This is a genomic window from Streptomyces sp. NRRL F-5126, assembly GCF_000721265.1.
Taxonomy (GTDB): Bacteria; Actinomycetota; Actinomycetes; order Streptomycetales; family Streptomycetaceae; genus Streptomyces.
Genome location: NZ_JOFZ01000012.1, coordinates 151,984 through 174,033 on the forward strand (window position 1 = coordinate 151,984; position 22,050 = coordinate 174,033).

Consider the following 22,050-nt stretch of genomic DNA (forward strand, 5'->3'; position numbering starts at 1 on the left):
GATGCGAGCGCGGCTGCTACGTCTGAGGCGCGCAAGCCCGCAGCGCAACCTTTAGCATACGGGGGTGGCCAGGCATGGTCAATGCGCGAAGGCGCACACCCGGGGCGCAACACCGCATACCCGGCACACGCCGTCACGAACACGCCGCGAACCGGACACCGCTCGGGCGCCGCGCGCCCCTCGCGCAACCCCCGCACACGCGGGCGCGCGCCTTACTGCCACACTCGGGCCGCGGCCCGCGCGGCCGGAACTGCAGGCACCTTACGACGACGGGCGAGATCATCCAAGAGCACGACGCACACGAACACGCCGCGGACGAACCGGAGGCCGCCCGCCGCACCGCCGGCGAGGCGGAGAGCTCCCGTGCCAACCGGGGCTGGTGGGACAGGAACGCCGACGAGTACCAGAGCGAGCACGGCACCTTCCTCGGCGACGACCGCTTCGTCTGGTGCCCCGAGGGGCTGGACGAGATGGAGGCGGGCCTGCTCGGTCCGCTGGAGTCGCTGGCCGGCCTCGACGTCCTGGAGATCGGCGCGGGCGCGGCCCAGTGCTCGCGCTGGCTCGCCGCGCAGGGCGCGCGCCCCGTGGCCCTCGACCTCTCGCACCGCCAGTTGCAGCACGGACGCCGCATCGACGGGGAGCGCTCGGGCTCGGTCGCGCTCGTCCAGGCCGACGCGGCGGTGCTGCCGTTTTGCGACGGCGCCTTCGATCTGGCGTGCTCGGCGTACGGCGCGATCCCCTTCGTCGCCGACCCGCGCAAGGTCTTCGCCGAGGTCCACCGGGTGCTGCGGCCCGGCGGGCGCTGGGTGTTCTCGGCCACGCACCCGGTGCGCTGGGCGTTCCCCGACGAGCCGGGTCCCGAGGGCCTGACGGCGACCATGTCGTACTTCGACCGCACGCCCTACGTGGAGCAGGACGAGCGGGGCCGCGCCGTGTACGTCGAGCACCACAGCACGCTCGGGGACCGGGTGCGCGACCTGACGGCCGCCGGGTTCAGGCTGCTCGACCTGGTGGAGCCGGAGTGGCCCGCCTGGAACACCCAGGAGTGGGGCGGCTGGTCCCCGCTGCGCGGCGCCCACCTGCCGGGGACGGCCGTCTTCGTCTGCTCGCGGGACTGACGGATGGGCGCCGCCCGCGAGGACGCGCTCGCCGCGCTGCCCGTCCGCACTGCGCTGCCCGAGCTGGCCGGCGCGCTCGACGCGGCCGGGTGCGCGGTGCTGTGCGCGCCGCCCGGCACGGGCAAGACGACGCTGGTGCCGCTCGCCCTCGCGGGGCTGCTGCCCGCGGGATCGCTGCCCGCGGGGCTGCTGCCCACGCGCCGGGGCCCTGCGCGCCGGGTGCTGGTGGCGGAGCCGCGGCGGATCGCGGCGCGCGCCGCGGCCCGGCGGATGGCGTGGCTGCTGGGCGAGCGGCCCGGGCAGCGCGTCGGCTTCACGGTGCGCGGTGAGCGCGCCGTGGGCCCCTCGACCGTCGTGGAGGTGGTGACCACCGGAGTGCTGCTCCAGCGCCTCCAGCGCGACCAGGAGCTCGCCGGCGTCGACGTGGTGATCCTCGACGAGTGCCACGAGCGGCACCTGGACGCCGACACGGCCGCCGCGTTCCTGCTCGACGTGCGGGCCGCGCTGCGGCCCGAGCTGCGGCTGGTGGCCGCGTCCGCGACGACCGACGCCGCCGGCTGGTCCGCGCTGCTCGGCGACGCCCCGGTCGTGACGGCACAGGGCGTGACGCATCCGGTGGACGTGGTGTGGGCGCCGCCTGCCCGTCCCGTGCGCCCGCCGCACGGCACGCGCGTCGACCCGGCGCTGCTGACTCACGTGGCCTCTGTGGTGCGCCGGGCGCTCGCCGAGCACCCGGGCGACGTGCTGGTGTTCCTGCCGGGCGTCGGCGAGATCGAGCGCGTCGCCGGGCAACTGGGCGGTGCGGCTGAACTGGGCGCCGAGGTGCTTCGGGTGCACGGGCGCGCGCCCGCGGCCGTGCAGGACGCGGTGCTCGCGGGTCCCGCGGGCGGGCGGCGTGTGGTGCTGGCGACGGCGGTCGCCGAGTCGAGCCTGACGGTTCCCGGCGTGCGGGTCGTCGTCGACGCGGGGCTCGCGCGCGAGCCCCGTACGGACCACGCACGGGGCCTGGGCGCGTTGACGACGGTACGGGTGTCGAGGGCAGGGGCGCGGCAGCGCGCCGGACGCGCGGGGCGCGAGGCACCCGGTGTGGTGTACCGGTGCTGGACGGAGGCGGACCACGGGCGCCTGGCGCGCTTCCCCGCGCCGGAGATCCGCGTGGCCGACCTGACGGCCTTCGCGCTCCAGGCCGCCTGCTGGGGTGATCAGGACGCGTCGGGGCTCGCGCTGCTCGACCCGCCGCCCGCGGGGGCGCTGGCCGCCGCGCGCGCGGTGCTCGCCGCGATCGGCGCGACCGAGCACGGCAGCGGCCGCGCCACGGCGCGCGGCGCCCGCCTCGCTCGCCTGGGCGTGCACCCGCGGCTGGCGCGTGCGCTGCTGGACGGCGCGGAGCGGGTCGGCGCGCGGCGCGCGGCCGAGGTGGTGGCACTGCTGAGCGAGGAGCCGCCGCGCGGCTACGGGGACGACCTGGCGGCCGCGTTGCGCACTGCCCGCGCGGGCTCCGACGCGTACGGGGCGCGGTGGCGCCAGGAGGTGCGGCGCCTGGAGGGCGCGCTGCCCGCCGCCGCGCGCGGGCGGTGCGACGGCGCCACAGGAGCCACCGGAGCCGTGGGGGACGACGCGGTGGTGGGCCTGGTGGCGGGCCTGGCGTTTCCCGAGCGTGTGGCGCGGGCGAAGGGTGACGGCGCGTTCCTCATGGTGTCGGGGACGGGCGCCGGGCCGGGTGACGGGTCGCGGCTGCGCGGGCAGGAGTGGCTGGCGGTCGCGGTCGCGGACCGTCCGGCCACGGCGGCGGTCGCGAGGGTCCGGCTGGCCGCGGTGATCGACGAGGCCACCGCGCTGGACGTCGCGGGCGAGCTGCGCTCGACGGCGGAGGAGGTCCGCTGGGAGGGCGGCGACGTGCTCGCGAGGCGCGTGGAGCGGCTCGGGGCCGTGGAGTTGGCCGTCAGGCCGCTCAGGAACCCGGCTCCCGCGCTGGTGAGGGAGGCACTGCTCGACGGCGTGCGGCGCGAGGGGTTCGGCCTGCTGCACTGGACGCGCGATGCGCGGCAGTTGCGGGACCGGCTGGCGTTCCTGCACCGCGCGGTGGGCGGCGGCTGGCCCGATGTGTCGGACAGCGCGCTGTGGGACCGGGCGGGCGAGTGGCTGGAACCCGAGCTGTCGCGGGCGCGGCGCCGCGCCGACCTGGAGCGGCTGGAGGCGGGACAGGCGCTGCGGCGGCTGCTGCCGTGGGCATCGGGCGAGGCGGGTCGCCTTGACGAGCTTGCGCCCGAGCGGATCGAGGTGCCGAGCGGGTCGCGGGTGCGGGTGGAGTACGGCGGCGAGCAGCCGGTGCTCGCGGTGAAGCTGCAGGAGCTGTTCGGGCTGCGGGAGACCCCGCGGGTCGCGGGCGTGCCGGTGCTGGTCCACCTGCTGTCCCCGGCGGGGCGCCCGGCGGCGGTGACGGCGGACCTGGCGTCGTTCTGGCGTGACGGCTACCGCGCGGTGCGCGCGGAACTGCGCGGCCGCTATCCGCGCCACCCGTGGCCCGAGGACCCGTCCACGGCGGAAGCGACGCGGCGGGTAAGGCCCCGCGGACGGTAACGCGGGCCGCGGTACGTACCGCGCGGAGCGCGGGCCCGGCGCGCGACGCCTCGCACGGAATGCCCCGGGTCGCACGGCGGCCCGGACGACCGGGGCCGCCCGGCGCGGCTCGGATACGTGCCGCGGCCTGACACGACCGAGGTGGTGCCGCCGGGCGCGGGGAGGCCGGTGCATCCGCCGCCCTGAACGGCGGCCGTCGAGGTGGCGCACCGACCCCTTTGCCCGCGCGCCGCGTACGGGCCCGATCTCGTCGAGGGACGCCGTGGTGCACGTCCACGGCCGCCCCCGGCAGGGTGGTCGGGCGGCGGCGGGCGCTTCGCGTGCGGTCGGCGGGCTACTTCGCCGAGGGGGCGGGGGACGCCGAGGCACCGCCGGACGGTGCGTCCGACGAGTCGCCGGACGGCGGGGTGACCGTCACCTTGACCGTCACGCTGCCGCCGCCCTCGGCCGTCAGCTTCACCTCGTACGTGCCGGAGTCCTTGCCCGCGACGAGTTTCGGGAGCGTGAGCGTGCCGTCGGCGGCGGTGGTCAGCTTCACCTCTTGCGTGCCGGGCTCAAGGTCCTTCGACGTGAAGGACGGCGCCCCCGCCGGCGCGGGCGCGCCCTTGTCGGTGAGGATCGTCGCCGTCACGGCGACCTTGCCCGCCGCCTGGCCGCCGCGGGTGGCCTTGACCTCGATGGGGTTGGCGAACTCGGCGCTGGGCGCCGCGCTCTGGTCGCCGTCCTTGCCGACGTACACGAGCTTGTCCGCGGTGCGTACCGTGACCGTCGCCTTGAAGTCGACGGCCGGGGCGGCGCCCGCGGTGGCCCGTACGGTGAAGTCGCCCACCTTGTCGCCGGCCTTGACCGCGGGGGCGTTCGCCGTGCCGTCCTTGCCCGTGGTGGCGGTTGCCATGGCCTCGCCGCCGTCGAAGCGGGCGTCCGTGTCGCCGGAGATCAGGAACGTGACCCTGACGCCGGCCATGGGCTCGCCCTTCGAGTCCAGCGCGCGGACTTCGGCATGGCCGCCGAACTCGGTGCCCGCGATGGCGGACAGGGAGTCCCCCGCCGTCTTCGCCAGCTTCGCCAGCGTCTGCTTGTCCGGCGGCGTGGTGGAGCCGCCCTTCGGGGGTGAGGTCGGGTCGCCGGGCTTCGTCGAAGAGCCGCCTGGCGTGGGCGAGGGCGACGTGGTGGACCCGGACTTCGGAATGTCCTGCGACGGGGACGGCGACGGGGAGTGGCCCGGCGAGTGAGTGCCGACGTGCGGGAAGGACGGCGGGGTCGTGGCGGGGGACGTGGGGCCGAGGGACCCGGGCCCGGTCCCGGTGGGCAGGACGCCCGTGCCGTCGGGGACCTGGTGCGTGCCCTTCTTGTAGTACTCGAACCACGAGAGCACGGTGTTGAGGTAGTCCTGCGAGCGGTTGTAGCTCAGGATCGCGGCGTTCATGTCGGCCTGGACGGACATGTCGTGGTTGCCCGCGCAGAGCTTGGCACCGGTGGCGAGCGCCGCGTCGTAGATGTTGTTGGGGTCCTTGATGCCGTCGTTGTTGCCGTCGCGCTGCCAGGTCCGCCACGTCCCGGGGATGAACTGCATCGGCCCGACGGCGCGGTCGTGGACCTTGTCCTGGTCGTACAGCCCGTTGTCGGTGTCCGGGATGTTCGCGAAGCCGTCGCCGTTGAGGACGGGCCCGAGTATGGGGTGCAGCGTGGTGCCGTGGGAGTCGACCTCGCCGCCGCGGGCCTGACCCGACTCCACCTTGCCGATGGCAGCGAGCAGTTGCCACGGCAGGCGGCACTGCGGGCTGCTCTCCCTGAGGCTCGCTTCGGCCTTCTTGTACGCGTCGAGGACCGTCGCCGGGATACCCGACTCCGGGGATCCGGTGGCGCCGGCGGAGGAACCGGGGGCCGGGGTGGGCGAGTCGAGCGGCGGGAGGTCCGTGTAGTACTTCGAGTTGCCGCTCGCCGTGTCGGGCGTACGGTCCTGGGCGTCGCCCGCGGGCTTCTTTCCGCCGTTCGCCCCGCCGGACAGCGCCGACGTGGCGCCGGGGGCCTGCGAGGCGGAGAGGGCCGCGATGGCGACGGCGGCGACCGCCGTGCTGGTCGCTCCTCTGCGCAGCCTGCGACCGAATAGCGCTGCCATGACGAATGACCCTCCCCCAGACCGGAGTCCGCGTTGCCGCGCATTGACTCAGGTGACCCTACGACACCGCGCGGCCGCAGCACAGCGCCCCCTGACCGCTTTTCACCACTTCGCCACCTGTGAGTTTCGGCCGTCCCGGCGGATCGCCGGCGGCCGCGCGCACAGGAATCACCAAGGGTGGGCGGGCGCGCCCGGTCAGTGCGCCGCGGACTCCCAGTCGGTGCCCGAGCCGACGGAGACGTCCAGCGGCGCCCGCAGCTGGGCCGCGGCCGACATCTCACGGCGCAGCAGCTCCTCGACGCGGTCGCGCTCGCCGGGTGCGACCTCGAGCACGATCTCGTCGTGGACCTGGAGCAGCATGCGGGAGGCGAGCTCCGCCTCGGCCAGGGCGCGTTCCACCCGGAGCATCGCGATCTTGACGATGTCCGCGGCCGTGCCCTGGATCGGCGCGTTGAGCGCCATGCGCTCCGCGGCCTCGCGGCGCTGGCGGTTGTCGCTGTTGAGGTCGGGCAGGTAGCGGCGGCGGCCGAGCATCGTCTCGGTGTAGCCGGTGGCCCTGGCCTCCTCGACGACGCGGCGCAGGTAGTCGCGTACGCCGCCGAACCGCTCGAAGTAGTTCTCCATCAGCACGCGCGCCTCGGCGGCCTCGATGCCCAGCTGCTGGGACAGGCCGAACGCGGAGAGGCCGTAGGCGAGGCCGTACGACATCGCCTTGATCTTGCGGCGCATCTCGGGGTCGACGGCCGGCTTGGACACGGAGAAGACCTGGGAGGCGACCGTGGTGTGCAGGTCCTCGCCGGAGGTGAACGCCTCGATGAGGCCGTCGTCCTCCGACAGGTGGGCCATCACGCGCAGTTCGATCTGGCTGTAGTCGGCCGTCATCAGCGACTCGTAGCCGTCGCCGACGACGAACCCTCGGCGGATGGCCCGGCCCTCGTCGGTGCGGACGGGGATGTTCTGCAGGTTGGGGTCGGTGGAGGACAGCCGGCCCGTCGCCGCGACGGTCTGGTTGAACGTCGTGTGGATGCGGCCGTCCCCGCCGATGGTCTTGATCAGCCCCTCGACGGTGACGCGCAGCTTCGCCTGCTCCCGATGGCGCAGCATGAGCACGGGCAGTTCGTGCTCGGTCTGCCCGGCGAGCCAGGCGAGCGCGTCGGCATCCGTCGTCCAACCCGTCTTGGTCTTCTTCGTCTTCGGCAGGCCGAGCTCCCCGAAGAGGACCTCCTGGAGCTGCTTGGGCGAGCCCAGGTTGAACTCGCGGCCGACCGCGGCGTGCGCCTCCTTGACCGCCTGCTGCACGGCGCCCGCGAACTGCTGCTCCATGGATTCCAGATGAGCGCGGTCGGCGGCGATGCCGTGCCGTTCGAGGCGGGCCAGCATCGCCGACGTCGGCAGCTCGATCTCGTCGAGCAGGCGGGACGCGCCGACCTCGGCCAGCCTCTCGGTGAACGCGTCCCCGAGGTCGAGCACCGCGCGGGCCTGCGCCATCAGCGCCTCCGCCTCGGCGCGCTCGTCGGCGCCGAACGCGAGCTGGCCGTCGGCCGCGGCCGGCGGGGTGAGCTCGCGGCCGAGGTACTCCACGGCCAGCGAGTCGAGCGCGAAGGAGCGGCGGCCCGGCTTGACGAGGTAGGCGGCGAGCGCGGTGTCCATGCCGACGCCCTCGATGCGCCAGCCGTGCTCGGGCAGCACCCGCATCGCGTTCTTCGCGTTGTGCAGGACCTTGGGGCGGCCTGCGTCGGCGAGCCAGCCGGCGAACGCGCGCTCGTCGGCCTCGTCGAGCTGCGTGGTGTCGAACCAGGCGGCGGGGCCGTCGGCGGCGGCCAGCGCGACCTCGCTGATGCTGCCCGTGCCGAGCGCCCACGTGTCGACCGTGGCGACGCCGAGCGGCACCGCGCCGTGCTCCGCGAGCCAGGGCGCCAGCTCGCCCGAGGCGAGCACCGAGCCGTCGAGCTCGACGCCCTGCGCGGGCGCGGGCGGCTCGGCCTCGGCCGCGCCCGGGTCGACGGCGAGCAGCCGCTCGCGCAGGCTCGGGTTGCGGATCTCCAGCGTCTCCAGCACGCCCGTCAGGGCGGAGCGGTCGTAGGGCTCGCGCGCCAGCCCGGCAACGGCCTTGGGCAGCGGCACGTCCCTGACCATCTCCGTCAGGCGGCGGTTGAGCTTCACCGACTCCAGGTGGTCGCGGAAGTTCTGGCCGGCCTTGCCCTTGACCTCGTCGGCGCGCGCGACGAGATCGGCGAACGACCCGAACTGGTTGATCCACTTCGCCGCGGTCTTCTCGCCCACGCCGGGGATGCCCGGCAGGTTGTCCGACGGGTCGCCCCGCAGGGCCGCGAAGTCGGGATACTGGGCGGGCGTGAGGCCGTACTTCTCCTGCACCTTGGAGGGGGTGTAGCGCGTGAGCTCCGAGACGCCCTTGGTGGGGTACAGCACCGTCGTGTGCTCGCTGACCAGCTGGAAGGAGTCCCGGTCGCCGGTGACGATCAGAACCTCGAACCCCTCGGCCTCCGCCTGCGTGACGAGCGTGGCGATGATGTCGTCCGCCTCGAACCCCTCGACGGCGAAGCGCTCCGCGTGCATCGCGTCGAGCAACTCGCCGATGAGTTCGACCTGTCCCTTAAACTCGTCCGGTGTCGTCGAGCGGTTGGCCTTGTACTCGGGGAACTCCCCGGAGCGCCACGTCTTGCGCGACACGTCGAAGGCCACGGCGAAATGCGTGGGCGCCTCGTCGCGGAGAGTGTTCGCCAGCATCGACGCGAAGCCGTAGATGGCGTTCGTCGGCTGGCCCGAGGCGGTCGTGAAATTCTCCGCGGGCAGCGCGAAGAACGCCCGGTACGCCAGGGAGTGCCCGTCCATGAGGAGCAGGCGAGGACGGTCTTGCGCGGTCTTCTTCGATGCTGTCTCGGCCACGGCTCCGATCCTGCCACGCCCCACTGACAATCCCGACCGCCCGCCTCCCGGGTGGGCGGCGCGGACGGTGGGCCGCGTCACATCCGTGCCGAGATCACCGCCGGGCCGGGCGGCGGGGAATAAGATTGGATACTGTAGACAATCAGCTTCCGGACCCTGTCCGGAAGGGGTCCCCACCAGGACCCGGCAGGAAGCGAGAGCAAGCATGGCCAGCAAGCCCCCGGCCGACGACCCCGCCCAGGACGCGCCGACGACCAACCCGCCCCAGCACGCGGCCGCCGGCATCCCCGCCGTCCGCCACAGCCTCACCATCGCCCAGCGGCAGATGGGCGCCGCGCGCACCGCACGCACCCTCCTCAAGGTCAACCAGAAGAACGGCTTCGACTGCCCCGGCTGCGCCTGGCCCGAGGGCGAACACCGGCACATCGCCGAGTTCTGCGAGAACGGCGCCAAAGCCGTCGCCGAAGAAGCCACCCTCCGCCGGGTGACCCCCGCCTTCTTCGCCGGCCACCCGCTGTCCGACCTCGCCACCCGCAGCGGCTACTGGCTCGGCCAGCAGGGACGCATCACCCAGCCCGTCCTCTTCGAACGCGGCGACGCCCCCGGGGGCGACGGCCACTACCAACCCGTCACCTGGGAAAAGGCCTTCGAGATCATCGCGGAGGAACTGCGCGCCCTCGACTCCCCCGACGAAGCCCTCTTCTACACCTCGGGCCGCACCGCCAACGAGACCGCCTTCCTCCTCCAGCTCTTCGCCCGCGAATTCGGCACCAACAACCTGCCCGACTGCTCCAACATGTGCCACGAATCCTCCGGCACCGCCCTCGCCGAAACCATCGGCATCGGCAAGGGCAGCGTCTCACTGGAAGACATCCACCACGCCGACCTGATCATCGTCGCCGGCCAGAACCCCGGCACCAACCACCCCCGCATGCTCTCCGCACTCGAAAAGGCGAAAGCCGCGGGAGCGCGGATCATCTCCGTCAACCCGCTGCCCGAAGCCGGACTCGAACGGTTCAAGAACCCCCAGACAGCGCGCGGAGCACTCAAAGGCACCGCACTCACCGACCTCTTCCTCCAGATCAGGATCGGCGGCGACCAAGCACTCTTCCGCCTCCTGAACAAACTCATCCTCGACACCCCGGGCGCCGTCGACCAGGGCTTCATCGACGAACACACCCATGGCTACGACGCCTTCGCCAAAGCCGCCGGCGAAGCCGACTGGGACGAAACCCTCACCGCCACCGGCCTCACCCGCGAAGACATCGAAGAGGCCCACCGGATGGTCCTCGCCTCCCGGCGCACCATCGTCTGCTGGGCCATGGGCCTCACGCAACACAAGCACTCCGTGCCCACCATCAAGGAAGTCGTCAACTTCCTCCTGCTGCGCGGCAACATCGGCCGCCCCGGTGCCGGCGTGTGCCCCGTACGCGGCCACTCCAACGTCCAGGGCGACCGCACCATGGGCATCTTCGAACGCCCCGCACCCGAATTCCTCGACGCACTCGACCGCGAATTCGCCATCACCTCACCACGCCACCACGGCCACGACGTCGTACGGTCCATCGAAGCCATGCGCGACGGCGACGCCAAAGTCCTCTTCGCCATGGGCGGCAACTTCGTCGCCGCGACCCCCGACACCCACGTGACCGAAGCCGCCATCCGCACCACCCGCCTCACCGTCCACGTCTCCACCAAACTCAACCGCTCCCACGCCGTCACCGGCGCACGCGCCCTCATCCTCCCCACCCTCGGCCGCACCGACCGCGACGAACAGGAAAGCGGCAAGCAGATCGTCACCGTCGAGGACTCCATGGGCATGGTCCACGCCTCCCGCGGCAACCTGCCCCCCGCCTCCCCCCACCTGCTCTCCGAACCCGCCATCGTCGCCCGCATGGCACGCGCCGTCCTCGGCGCCACCTCCCACACACCCTGGGAGGACTTCGAAAAGGACTACGCCACCATCCGCGACCGCATCGCACGCGTCGTCCCCGGATTCGAGGACTACAACGCCCGCGTGGCACGCCCCGGCGGATTCGCCCTCCCCCACGCCCCCCGCGACGAACGCCGCTTCCCCACCACCACGGGCAAGGCCAACTTCACCGACGCGCCCGTCGAACACCCGCGCGTACCCGCAGGCCGGCTACTGCTCCAGACGCTGCGCTCGCACGACCAGTACAACACCACCATCTACGGCCTCGACGACCGCTACCGCGGCATCCACGACGGCCGCCGCGTCGTCCTCGTCAACCCGCAGGACGCGAGTGAACTCGGCCTCGCCGACGGCTCCCTCACCGACATCGTCAGCGAATGGAAGGACGGCGTCGACCGCCGCGCACCCGGCTTCCGCGTCGTCCACTACCCCACCGCACGCGGCTGCGCCGCCGCCTACTACCCCGAGACCAACGTCCTCGTGCCGCTCGGCGCCACAGCCGACGCCAGCAACACCCCCACCAGCAAATCCGTCATCGTCCGCTTCGAACCGGCGGACGGCGCCCCGCCGGCCCCGGACACCCCGGCCGCCACGCCCGACCAGTAAGTTCCGATAATCACGACAGCACGCACGCACAGGACACGCACGCACAGGAACGGAGCGGACCCATGGCCGACACACACGAGCGGGACCGGCCCGGCACGCCGCCCGGCCTCAAGCTGCCGCAGGACATCATCGACGAATACGCGGCCGGCGGCATCGACCTCACCGCGCTCTTCTCCGCCGGCCACCTCGGCACCCGCATGGGCATCGAGATCACCGAAGCATCCGCCGACCGCGTCACCGGCACCATGCCCGTCGAAGGCAACACCCAGCCCTACGGGCTCCTGCACGGCGGCGCGTCCGCCGTACTCGCCGAGACCCTCGGCTCCGTCGGAGCCATGCTGCACGGCCGCAGCACCAAGATCGCCGTCGGCGTCGACCTCAACTGCACCCACCACAGGGGGCTCTCCACGGGCACCGTCACCGGCGTCGCCACCCCCGTGCACCGCGGCCGCACCACCACCAGCCACGAGATCGTCATCACCGACGAACAAGGACGGCGCGTCTGCACCGCCCGCCTCACCTGCCTCCTGCGCGACGCCCCGGCCGCGGCACGCCAGGACACCCCCAGCGCCTGACCCCCGGGCTTGGCGCGCCGATGCGCGCCAAGCCGGCCGTCCTACTTCGCCTTCTTCTCCTCGGCGTCCTGAATGACCGCCTCGGCCACCTGCTGCATCGACAGCCTGCGGTCCATCGACGTCTTCTGGATCCACCGGAACGCCGCCGGCTCCGTCAGCCCGTACTGCGTCTGCAGCACCGACTTCGCCCGGTCCACCAGCTTCCGGGTCTCCAGGCGCTGCGTCAGGTCCACGACCTCACGCTCAAGCGCACGCAACTGCGCGAACCGCGACACCGCCATCTCGATCGCCGGCACCACGTCCGACTTGCTGAACGGCTTCACCAGATACGCCATCGCCCCGGCGTCCCGCGCCCGCTCCACCAGATCACGCTGCGAGAACGCCGTCAGCATCAGCACCGGGGCGATCGACTCCGCGGCGATGCGCTCGGCCGCCGAGATCCCGTCGAGCACCGGCATCTTCACATCGAGGATCACCAGATCCGGCCGATGCTCCCGCGCCAGCTCCACGGCCCGCTCCCCGTCCCCGGCCTCGCCGACGACGGAATACCCCTCCTCTTCGAGCATCTCCTTCAGATCGAGACGGATCAGCGCCTCGTCCTCGGCGATGACGACACGCGTCGTCATCGGCGGAACGTGCGACGTGTCGTCGTCCTCGACGGGCTGTGGCGAGTCGGGGGTGGTCACGGGGCTCCTCGATTCACGGCGGGGTGCTGCTCATCATGAGCCTACCCAGCTGCGGCGCGAGACGGTCAGCCGGTACACTGCGGACTGGGTGGAGCCGGGTTGGTGGAAGGGCATACACGGAAGTCTCAAACACTTCTGCCCGTGAGGGCTTGCGGGTTCGAATCCCGCACCCGGCACAGTAGTCGCAAGCGGATGTTCACGTTCTGGTGAACATCCGCTTTTGGCTACTCAGCGCAATAGACTGTCGCCCATAGTGTTCAGATGAGCACTCACAGCACACAAGTGCGACAGAGGGCGCTGGCAATGCTCCGCGAGGGCGCGAAGTGCACAGCAGTAGCACGTGAGCTGGGCATTCCGTACGGCACGGTCACCCACTGGGCCCACCTGAACCGGACAAGGCACGGCGAGCGCCCCGCGAGCGTGCATCCGCCGCAGGCGCGGCAGGAGGCACTGACCATGCTGCGCGGCGGCGCCAAGAATGCCGAGGTCGCACGCCACCTCGGCATTCCGTACGGCACCATCGGCTACTGGCTGCACGTAGACCGCGCCAAGCGGGGAGAAAGTCCCGGTAGAGGAGGCGCGATGTGCCCCCGATGTGATGGCCGAACCCTCGATGCGCCCGCCTACGCCTATCTCCTTGGCCTCTACCTGGGGGACGGCCACATCATCCACTACACCAAGCATCACGCACCGAGCCTGATGATCACGTGTTGCGACGACTGGCCCGGCCTCATCGAGGCGTGTGAGGCGGCCATGCATGCCGTCCTGCCGGACAACGCCACCTGCCGCGTGCGACGACCCGGGTGCACCAACGTCAAGGTGTACTCGAAGCACCTGTTCTGCCTTTTCCCACAGCACGGCCCCGGCAAGAAACACGACAGGCGCATCGTGCTCGAAACTTGGCAGCAGGAGATCGTCGACGAGCACCCGTGGGACTTCATCCGAGGGCTCATCCACTCCGACGGCTGCCGTGTCACCAACTGGACAGAGAGAGTCGTGGGCGGTGTTCGGAAGCGATACGAGTATCCGCGGTACTTCTTCGCCAACGTCTCGTACGACATCAGGCAGCTCTACACCGACGCCCTCGACCTCGTCGGTGTCGAATGGAAGTCCTGCAACAACAGCCGCAGCGTGCAGAACATATCCGTGGCCCGGCGGGCGTCCGTCGCGTTGATGGACGCCCACGTCGGCCCGAAGCACTGAGCGAGCGCGGCTCGCTACCGCTTCGGGCTGTCGTCCTCGCCGATGTGGTGGATCCGGACCATGTTCGTCGTGCCGGGGACGCCGGGCGGGGAGCCCGCCGTGATGACCACCGTGTCGCCCTTCTGGCAGCGGCCAAGGCGCAGGAGCATCTCGTCGACCTGCTCGACCATGGCGTCCGTGGAGTCGACGTGCGGGCCGAGGAAGGTTTCGACGCCCCAGACCATGTTGAGCTGTGCCTGTGTCGCGGGGTCGGGCGTGAAGGCCAGCAGCGGGATGGGCGAGCGGTAGCGGGAGAGGCGCTTTACCGTGTCGCCTGATTCGGTGAAGGCGACGAGGGCCTTCGCGCCGAGGAAGTCGCCCATTTCGGCGGCCGCGCGGGCGACCGCGCCGCCCTGGGTGCGGGGTTTGTTGGTTGCCGTCAGGGGCGGGAGGCCCTTGGCGAGTACGTCTTCCTCTGCCGCTTCGACGATGCGTGCCATGGTGCGGACGGTTTCGACAGGGTGTTTGCCGACGCTGGTCTCGCCGGAGAGCATGACGGCGTCGGTGCCGTCGATGACGGCGTTGGCGACGTCGGAGGCTTCGGCGCGGGTGGGGCGGGAATTGTCGATCATCGAGTCGAGCATCTGGGTGGCGACGATGACGGGTTTGGCGTTGCGCTTGGCGAGTTTGATGGTGCGTTTCTGCACGATGGGGACGTCTTCGAGAGGCATTTCGACGCCGAGGTCGCCGCGGGCGACCATCACGCCGTCGAAGGCGGCGACGATGTCCTCGATTGCGTCGACGGCCTGGGGTTTCTCGACCTTGGCGATGACCGGGCGGTGTACGCCTTCTTCGGCCATGATCCGGTGGACGGGGTCGATGTCGTGGCCGTTGCGGACGAAGGAGAGGGCGATGGCGTCGACGCCCGTGCGCAGTGCCCAGCGGAGGTCTTCTACGTCCTTGCCGGAGAGGGCGGGGACGGAGACGGCGACGCCGGGGAGGTTGAGTCCCTTGTGGTCGGAGACCATGCCGCCTTCGACGACGGTGGTGTGGACGCGCGGCCCGTCGACGGCGTTGACGCGGAGGTTGACTTTGCCGTCGTCGACGAGGATGTGTTCACCGGTGGTGACGTCGGCGGCGAGTCCCGCGTAGGTGGTGGAGCAGGTGTGGCGGTCACCGTGGTGGGGTTCGACGGTGATGGTGAAGGTGTCTCCGCGTTCAAGCAGTACGGGGCCTTCGGTGAAGCGGCCGAGTCGGATCTTCGGGCCTTGAAGGTCGGCGAGGATCCCGACGCTGCGGCCGGCTTCTTCGGCGGCCTTGCGCACGCGCTGGTAGCGGTCGTCGTGTTCGGCGTAGGTGCCGTGGCTGAGGTTGAGGCGCGCGATGTCCATGCCGGCTTCGACCAGTGCTTTGATCTGGTCGTACGAGTCGGTCGCGGGGCCCAGGGTGCAGACGATTTTCGCTCGGCGCATGCAACCGAGCGTAGTCCTTACCGATCGGTAGGAGTTCAGGCTCGCGTTGCGGGTCAACATCCTTTGGGTTAACGCCCGTTGTTAAGTGTTGAAGTGTGCGGTGCACTGCTCTGATGAGCATCAACCAGGCCGTTTTCGTCACTCTCTGTTGACGGAAACGGGCCGTCCGTTCAGGCGGGTTCGACCAGGGGGACGAGTCCGTGCGGCGGGGGCGCTGTCGCGTGCCGGTCCTGGTCGGTGAGGCCGAAGGTGGTGAAGGCGGTTCTGGACGGCTGCGGGTAGGGGGTGGTGCCGGTGAGGTGGTTGAGGATGGTGGCGCTGCGCCACGCGGCGAGACCGAGGTCGGGGGTGCCGACGCCGTGGGTATGGAGCTGGGCGTTCTGCACGTAGACGGATCCGCCGACGGCGGGGTCGAGGACGATCCTGTGGTGTTCGTCGATGCGGGGGCGTTCGCGTGAGTCGCGGCGGATGTAGGCGTCGAGGCCGGCGAGGAGGCGGTCGGCTGGGCGTTGCCGGTAGCCGGTGGCGAGGACGACGGCGTCGGTGGTGAGGCGTGAGCGGGTGTTCTGCTGGGTGTGTTCGAGGTGGAGTTCGATCTGGGTGGTGGCGACGCGTCCTGCGGTGCGGACGTTGACGCCGGGGGTGAGGACGGCTTCGGGCCAGCCGCCGTCGAGGGTGCGGCGGTAGAGCTCGTCGTGGATGGCGGCGAGTGTGTCGTGGTCGATGCCCTTGTGGAGTTGCCACTGGCGGGGGACGAGGTCGTTCCTGGTGTGTTCGGGGAGCTGGTGGAAGTAGTGGGTGTAGTCGGGGGTGAAGTGTTCGAGGCCGAGTTTGGAGTACTCCATGGGGGCGAAGCCTGCGGTGCGGGTGAGCCAGTGGAGGTGTTCGGCGCCTGCGGGGCGGGCGCGGAGGAGGTCGAGGAAGATCTCCGCGCCGGACTGTCCTGAGCCGATGATGGTGATGTGCCGTGCGCGCAGGAGTTGTTCGCGGTGGTGGAGGTAGTCGGACGAGTGGATGACGGGGACAGCGGGGATGTCGGCGAGTGTTTTGAGTGGTTCGGGTACGTGGGGGGCGGTGCCGATGCCGAGGGCGATGTTGCGGGTGTAGGTGCGGCCGAGTGCCTCGGCTTCGCCGTCGGCGTCGAGTCCGGTGAAGTCGACTTCGAACAGGGCTCGTTCGTGGTTCCAGCGGACGGCGTCGACCTGGTGGCCGAAGTGGAGTGTGGGCAGGGAGTCGCTGACCCATCGGCAGTAGGCGTCGTATTCGGTGCGGTGGATGTGGAAGCGCTCGGAGAAGTAGAAGGGGTAGAGGCGGTCGATGGCGCGCAGGTAGGAGAGGAACGACCAGGGGCTTGCGGGCTGGGCGAGGGTGACGAGGTCGGCGAGGAAGGGTACTTGGAGGGTGGCGCCGTCGATGAGGAGTCCTGGGTGCCAGCTGAAGCCGGGGCTTTGTTCGTAGAAGGCTGCTTCGATGCCGCCGGGGATGGTGTCCGCGAGTGCGGCGAGGGAGAGGTTGAAGGGGCCGATGCCGATGCCGACGAGGTCTTTGGGGGTTTCGGCCGCGGGTGTGGCGGAGGTGGTGGTCTGCGGCGGGGTGGGCGTGCCGGTCATCGGGGCGTGCTGCCTTCCACGAGGGTGTCTGCGAGTGTCTCCACTCGGGTGAGGAGTGCGGCGAGGTCGTCGGGGGTGGTGTGGGGGTTGAGCAGGGTGGTTTTGAGCCAGAGGCGGCCGTCCGCGCGGGCTCTGCCGAGGACGGCGGTGCCTTCGGTGAGGAGGGTGCGGCGGATGGTGGCGACGGTGGTGTCGCTGGTGCGGGTGGGGCGGAAGAGGACGGTGGTGAGGGTGGGGTGTTCGTGGAGTTCGAGCCTGGGGTGTTTGTCGATGGCCTCGGCGAGTTCCTGTGCGGTGTCGCAGAGGTGGTCGACGAGGGTGCCGAGTCCGGCGCGGCCGAGTGCGCGGAGTGTGACGGCGATCTTGATGATGTCGGGGCGTCTGGTGGTGCGCAGGGAGCGGCCGAGGAGGTCGGGAAGGCCGGCGTCGGTGTCGTCGTCGGCGTTGAGGTAGTCCGCGGTGTGGGCGAGGGGGGCGAGCAGCTCGGTGCCGGGTACGGCGAGCAGTCCGGCGGCGACGGGTTGCCAGCCGAGTTTGTGCAGGTCGAGGGTGACGGATTGGGCGCGGTCGAGTCCGTCGAGCAGGGGGGCGCGGCGGTCGCTGAACAGGAGGGGGCCGCCGTAGGCGGCGTCGATGTGGAGTTCGGCGCCGTGGCGTGCGCAGAGGTCGGCGATGGCGGGGAGCGGGTCGATGGCGCCGGTGTCGGTGGTACCGGCGGTGGCGGCGACGAGGACGGGGCCGTGCAGCGTCGTGAGGGCGTCGTCGAGGGCGGCGGGGTCGAGGGTGCCGCGGGGTGCGGGGACGGTGACGGGTTCGGGGAGGCCGAGGAGCCAGGCGGCGCGGGTGAGGGAGTGGTGGGTGTGCGCGCCGGTGACGACTTGGAGGCGCCCACCCGCGTGGGCATGGCGTTCGCGGGCGAGGAGGAGTGCGAGCTGGTTGGATTCGGTGCCGCCGGTGGTGACGACGGCGTCGGGCGTGGTGCCGTGCGCGGTGTGCGGGTAGACCTCGCGGGCGAGTGCCCGGGTGACGAGGGCTTCGAGTTCCGCGGCGGCGGGTGCCTGGTCCCAGGAGTCGAGTGACTGGTTGAGGGCGGAGGCGGCGAGGTCGGCGGCGACGGCCAGGGCGAGGGGCGGGGTGTGCAGGTGGGCGGCGCACAGGGGGTGGGCGGGGTCGGCCGCGCCGGCGGCGAGTGCCTGGACGAGGGTGGTGAGGGCTTCGCCGGCGCCGGCTCCTTCGTCGGGCAGTACGGGGGTGGCGGCGGCGCGTACCCGGGCGGCGGTGGCTTCGGGGCCGCCTGCGGGCAGTGGCCTGCCCTGGCGCTCCGCGGTGCCCGCGGCGAGCGCGTCGAGGACGGTGGCGACGAGGGGCCGCAGCGCGTCGGGGCCGTGGTTGCCGCCCGCGAGCGGCGGCAGGCCGGTGCCGGGGGTCGGGGGGTGCGGCGGCGTGGTCATCCTGGCCCTTCTGCGTGGACGGAGTCACCGTCTCCAACGATCGGCACCCGGATGGGGTATTGCCCTGGCGGGTTTTGTACGACTCCGAGGGCCGGCGCGGACGGTGCCGGGTGCGGGTGGTGACGCGCGCCACGGCGGGGGCGCGCGTCACCACCGGCGGTGGGTGACGGGGTGCGTGCGGTACTCGGAGCCGTACGGGGTGGAGGTTGTCAGGCGGTGTGCGTGTCGCGGACGTGGAGGGCGCGGCGGAGGTCGTCGAGTTGGTCGGCGAGTTTGCGGCGCAGCGCGGGGATCATGTCGGCGGTGCCGAGGCATGCGGTGCCGAGGCGGAGTGTGGCCTCGTCGACGGCGTGGCCTGGGAAGGCGTGGCGTCCGGCGGCTTCGGCGATGGCCGGGCCCCTGCGGTGGGCGAGGGCGACGGCGGCGGGGAAGTAGCGTTCGACGAACGGGGCGACGAGGTCGGCCTGTTCGGGCTGCCAGAAGCCCTGGGCGACGGCGGTGAACAGGTAGTTGGAGAGGTCGTCCTGGTCGAACATGCGCGCCCATGCGGCTTCTTTCGCCGCCTGGTCGGGCAGTGCGGCGCGGCAGCGTGCGGCGCCTTCCTGTCCTGTGGCGCTGGGGTCGCGGGCGAGTTCGGCGGCGATGTCCTTCTCGTGTGCGGCGCCGAGCACGGTGAGGCGGGTGAGGGTGCGCCAGCGCAGTTCCGGGTCGAGTTCGGGGCCGCCGGGTACGTGTCCGCTGGTGTACCAGTCGTGGATGCCGTCGGGTTGGGTGGCGGTGTCGATGAAGTGGCGTACGGCGGTGAGGCGCAGGCCGGGGTCGGTGCCGTCCTCGGTGCGGCGGATGAGGTCGCGGCACAGGGCGGTGAGGCCGGCGAGGGCGGCGGGGCGCTGCTCGTGGCTGGTGTAGCGGCCGGCGATCTGGCCGGTGGCGAAGGCCAGTACGCCCTGGACGACGGCGAGGTCGCTCTCGTGCGGGAGGTGGGTGCGTGCGGCTTCGAGGTAGGCGGCGGGGGCCAGTTCGCCGTCGCGGACCATGTCGCGCGCGGCGTTCCACACGACGGCGCGGGTGAGGGGTTCTGGGATGGTGGACAGGGCGCGCAGTGCGGTGTCCCAGGAGCCCGCGTCGAGGCGGATCTTGGTGTAGGAGAGGTCGGCGTCGTTGAGGACGGTGAGTGCGGGGCGGCGGCCGGGGAGTGTGGTGGGGGCCGCGTCGCCGTGGGCGGGTACGTCGAGTTCGATGCGGTCGCGTGCGACGAGGCGTTCGGTGCCGGCGATGTCGTGGTCGTAGGTGGCGACGGCGATGTGGTGGGGGCGGCTGCCGCGGTGGGTGACGGTGAGTGTCCAGTCGGTGGACGTGTGGGTGACGTCGGGGGTGAGGGTGTCGACGCCGGTGGTGCGCAGCCAGGCGTCGGCCCAGGCGTGGACGTCGCGGTCGGTGGCGCGTGCGAGGTTGTCGACGAAGTCGGCGAGGGTGGCGTTCGCGTACTTGTGGCGGGTGATGTGGTGGTTGACGCCGGCGAGGAAGTCCTTCTCGCCGAGCCAGGCGACGAGTTGGCGCAGCGCGGAGGCGCCCTTGGCGTAGGAGATGCCGTCGAAGTTGAGCATGGCGGACGCGGTGTCGGGGACGGCGTCGTGTGCGGGGGCGACGGGATGGGTGGTGGGGCGCTGGTCGGCGTCGTAGCCCCAGGGTTTGCGGCCGATGGCGAAGTCGGTCCAGGTCCCGGTGAAGCGGGTGGCTTCGGCGAGGGTCTGGTAGCCCATGTACTCGGCGAAGGACTCGTTGAGCCAGATGTCGTCCCACCAGGCGAGGGTGACGAGGTCGCCGAACCACATGTGGGCCATTTCGTGGGCGATGACCATGCCGCGGGTCTGGCGTTCGGTGTCGGTGACGGCGGAGCGGTAGATGAATTCGTCGCGGAAGGTGACGAGTCCGGGGTTCTCCATGGCGCCGGCGTTGAACTCGGGGACGAACGCCTGGTCGTAGGAGTCGAAGGGGTAGGGCTCGTCGAACTTCTCGTGGTAGCGGTCGAAGCAGGCGCGGGTGATGTCGAGGATCTCGTCGGCGTCCTCGGCGAGGTGGGGGGCGAGGGAGCGCCGGCAGTGGATGCCGAAGGGGATGCCGGCGTGTTCGGTGCGTACGGAGTGCCAGGGTCCGATGGCGACGGCGACGAGGTAGGTGGAGACGAGGGGGGTCCTGGCGAGGGTCCAGTGTCCTTCGCCGGTGTGGGTGGCGACGCCGTTGCCGAGGACGGTCCACGCCTCGGGTGCGGTGACGGACACGTCGAAGACAGCCTTGAGGTCGGGCTGGTCGAAGGCGGCGAAGACGCGCTGGACGTCCTCCATGAACAGCTGGGTGTAGAGGTAGCTCTCGCCGTCCGTGGGGTCGGTGAAGCGGTGCATGCCTTCGCCGGTGTGTGAGTAGCGCATGTCCGCGTCGACGCGCAGTTCGTGTTCGCCGGGGGTGAGGCCGGTGAGGGGGTAGCGGTTTTCGGTGAGGGCCGCGGGGTCGAGCCGCTCGCCGTCGAGGCTGATGGCGCGCAGGGTGGCGGGCTTGAGCTCGACGAAGGTGTCCCCGGCGGTGTGTGCGGTGAAGTGGATGACCGTGCGGGAGTCGAAGGTCTCGCTGCCGGTGGTGACGTCGAGGGCCACGGTGTACCGGTGTACGTCGATCAGTTGTGCTCGGGTTCGCGCTTCGTCGCGCGTCAGTACGGACATGGGGACATGCTGCCCGATGGGCGTGGGCGCGCGCAGTGGGGTTGGTCGCACTGGTTGCCCGCGGGGCGGCGGGGCGCGCCCCGCCGCGCGCCGCCGCGTGGCGCGGGCCGCCGTACAGTGGAGGCGACCGGGCCGGTGCGCGGGAGGCCGGTCCTGGCGGGCCCGGGGACGGGCGTAGGGGGTACGGGCGTGGCGAACGGCGGCGAGGTCGTACACGGTTTTCCGCATCTGGACACCGCGCGGGCGGCCATCACGGCGCTCTACCGGCGGCTCACGCCGGACGGTGTGCGGTCGTACACGCCGAGTGTGGCCCCGGCGGACGTCGCCTTCGCCGACGCGGACGATCTCCACCTGGGCACGCAGCGGGTGGCGAGGGCGCTGGTGCGGCAGCTGCGGCTGCCGGACGCGCGGATCATCGTGAGTTTCCGGGAGATGCGGCACGCGGCGAACGTGGAGCTGACGGCGGGGCCCGAGTACTTCATCGAGCTGAACGACCGGTTCCGCAGCCACCGCAGGGACATCGGGGCCGCGCTGGCGCACGAGATCACGCATGTGCTGCTGCACCGCCTTGATCTGGCGTTCCCCGGCACACCCGCGAACGAGATCCTGACGGACACGGCGACGACGTACCTGGGCGCCGGGTGGCTGCTGCTCGACGCGTACCGGGAGGACCGGGACTCCAGCCAGAAGCTCGGCTATCTGACGCCTGAGGAGTTCGGGTACGTGCTGGCGAAGCGGGCGGCGGTGTTCGGTGAGGACCCGCGCGTCTGGTTCACGAGCCCGCAGGCGTACGAGGCGTACACGCGGGGCAGCGCGCGTGCGCTGCGCGACGAGCGGCAGCCGCCGCTGACGACGGCGGGCCGCCTGGGCAGGCACCGCTACGTCAAGGAGCGCAGGTACGCGCTCGACCATCCGGGCGTCCTCGCGGACCCGGCGGCGCCGTACGTGTTCGAGGCGCTGCGTGACGGGCCGCGGGTGGCGTTCGCGTGTCCCACATGCCACCAGCGCATCCGGGTACCGGTGCGGGGGCGGGTCAGGGCGCGGTGCGGCCTGTGCCGCACGGTGCTGGAGTGCGACACCTAGACACCTGAGGA

13 protein-coding genes and 1 tRNA gene are annotated in these 22,050 nt (G+C 71.8%); 7 read left to right on the forward strand and 7 right to left on the reverse strand.

Annotated elements, in window-relative coordinates:
* The first annotated feature begins 278 nt into the window (after positions 1-278).
* Entirely contained in the window at positions 279-1,118 is an 840-nt protein-coding gene (locus IH48_RS0125520) for a class I SAM-dependent methyltransferase (protein WP_030909223.1), read from the forward strand.
* A 3-nt stretch (positions 1,119-1,121) separates the two neighbouring features.
* The gene (hrpB, locus tag IH48_RS0125525; RefSeq protein WP_030909226.1) at positions 1,122-3,698 is read left to right on the forward strand and encodes an ATP-dependent helicase HrpB; all 2,577 of its coding nucleotides are present in this window, start codon (positions 1,122-1,124) and stop codon (positions 3,696-3,698) included.
* Between the two features lie 334 nt (positions 3,699-4,032).
* Here hrpB and IH48_RS0125530 read toward each other — a convergent pair whose 3' ends face one another.
* Together IH48_RS0125530 and polA are read right to left on the reverse strand one after the other, a co-directional pair.
* Positions 4,033-5,817, reverse strand: coding sequence for a lytic transglycosylase domain-containing protein (locus IH48_RS0125530; protein ID WP_030909228.1), 1,785 nt, complete (start codon positions 5,815-5,817; stop codon positions 4,033-4,035).
* Between the two features lie 195 nt (positions 5,818-6,012).
* Positions 6,013-8,724: a DNA polymerase I gene (polA, locus tag IH48_RS0125535; RefSeq protein WP_030909231.1), complete on the reverse strand. Its 2,712-nt coding sequence runs from the start codon at positions 8,722-8,724 to the stop codon at positions 6,013-6,015.
* 205 nt (positions 8,725-8,929) lie between these two features.
* Here polA and IH48_RS0125540 point away from each other — a divergent pair, with 205 nt between their 5' ends.
* Together IH48_RS0125540 and IH48_RS0125545 are read left to right on the forward strand one after the other, a co-directional pair.
* Positions 8,930-11,263 carry an FdhF/YdeP family oxidoreductase gene (locus IH48_RS0125540; RefSeq protein WP_051840570.1) on the forward strand — a complete coding sequence of 778 codons (2,334 nt, stop codon included), beginning with the start codon at positions 8,930-8,932 and terminating at the stop codon, positions 11,261-11,263.
* Positions 11,264-11,325: 62 nt separating this feature from the next.
* Positions 11,326-11,838, forward strand: coding sequence for a hotdog fold thioesterase (locus IH48_RS0125545; protein WP_051840572.1), 513 nt, complete (start codon positions 11,326-11,328; stop codon positions 11,836-11,838).
* 41 nt (positions 11,839-11,879) lie between these two features.
* Here IH48_RS0125545 and IH48_RS0125550 read toward each other — a convergent pair whose 3' ends face one another.
* Positions 11,880-12,524, reverse strand: coding sequence for an ANTAR domain-containing response regulator (locus IH48_RS0125550; protein ID WP_030909234.1), 645 nt, complete (start codon positions 12,522-12,524; stop codon positions 11,880-11,882).
* A 93-nt stretch (positions 12,525-12,617) separates the two neighbouring features.
* Between IH48_RS0125550 and IH48_RS0125555 the strand changes: the two genes are divergently transcribed.
* Together IH48_RS0125555 and IH48_RS0125560 are read left to right on the forward strand one after the other, a co-directional pair.
* Positions 12,618-12,700, forward strand: a tRNA-Leu gene (locus IH48_RS0125555).
* A gap of 85 nt (positions 12,701-12,785) precedes the next feature.
* Complete coding sequence (locus IH48_RS0125560) at positions 12,786-13,727, forward strand: helix-turn-helix domain-containing protein (RefSeq protein WP_078850025.1); 942 nt, start codon at positions 12,786-12,788, stop codon at positions 13,725-13,727.
* Positions 13,728-13,741: 14 nt separating this feature from the next.
* On the opposite strand, the gene pyk is transcribed toward IH48_RS0125560, so the two are convergent.
* From pyk to pepN, 4 genes are all read right to left on the reverse strand, one after another.
* Complete coding sequence (gene pyk / locus IH48_RS0125565; protein WP_030909236.1) at positions 13,742-15,178, reverse strand: pyruvate kinase; 1,437 nt, start codon at positions 15,176-15,178, stop codon at positions 13,742-13,744.
* A gap of 170 nt (positions 15,179-15,348) precedes the next feature.
* Entirely contained in the window at positions 15,349-16,788 is a 1,440-nt protein-coding gene (locus IH48_RS0125570; protein ID WP_037843242.1) for a lysine N(6)-hydroxylase/L-ornithine N(5)-oxygenase family protein, read from the reverse strand.
* Positions 16,785-18,239 (reverse strand): pyridoxal phosphate-dependent decarboxylase family protein, encoded by a 1,455-nt coding sequence (locus IH48_RS0125575; RefSeq protein ID WP_051840573.1) that lies wholly within the window; start codon positions 18,237-18,239, stop codon positions 16,785-16,787. The genes IH48_RS0125570 and IH48_RS0125575 overlap by 4 nt, the downstream gene beginning before the upstream one ends.
* A gap of 209 nt (positions 18,240-18,448) precedes the next feature.
* The gene (gene pepN, locus IH48_RS0125580) at positions 18,449-20,956 is read right to left on the reverse strand and encodes an aminopeptidase N (protein WP_030909239.1); all 2,508 of its coding nucleotides are present in this window, start codon (positions 20,954-20,956) and stop codon (positions 18,449-18,451) included.
* 189 nt (positions 20,957-21,145) lie between these two features.
* On the opposite strand from pepN, the gene IH48_RS0125585 reads away from it, so the two are divergent.
* Complete coding sequence (locus IH48_RS0125585; protein WP_030909240.1) at positions 21,146-22,039, forward strand: hypothetical protein; 894 nt, start codon at positions 21,146-21,148, stop codon at positions 22,037-22,039.
* Positions 22,040-22,050: the final 11 nt, after the last annotated feature.

Coding starts and splice junctions, on each gene's coding strand:
- IH48_RS0125530 (WP_030909228.1), bottom strand. CDS start 5,817: ATGGCAGCGCTATTCGGTCGCAGGCTGCGCAGAGGAGCGACCAGCACG.
- IH48_RS0125540 (WP_051840570.1), top strand. CDS start 8,930: ATGGCCAGCAAGCCCCCGGCCGACGACCCCGCCCAGGACGCGCCGACG.
- pepN (WP_030909239.1), bottom strand. CDS start 20,956: ATGTCCGTACTGACGCGCGACGAAGCGCGAACCCGAGCACAACTGATC.
- IH48_RS0125560 (WP_078850025.1), top strand. CDS start 12,786: ATGAGCACTCACAGCACACAAGTGCGACAGAGGGCGCTGGCAATGCTC.
- IH48_RS0125570 (WP_037843242.1), bottom strand. CDS start 16,788: ATGACCGGCACGCCCACCCCGCCGCAGACCACCACCTCCGCCACACCC.
- hrpB (WP_030909226.1), top strand. CDS start 1,122: ATGGGCGCCGCCCGCGAGGACGCGCTCGCCGCGCTGCCCGTCCGCACT.
- IH48_RS0125575 (WP_051840573.1), bottom strand. CDS start 18,239: ATGACCACGCCGCCGCACCCCCCGACCCCCGGCACCGGCCTGCCGCCG.
- pyk (WP_030909236.1), bottom strand. CDS start 15,178: ATGCGCCGAGCGAAAATCGTCTGCACCCTGGGCCCCGCGACCGACTCG.
- IH48_RS0125545 (WP_051840572.1), top strand. CDS start 11,326: ATGGCCGACACACACGAGCGGGACCGGCCCGGCACGCCGCCCGGCCTC.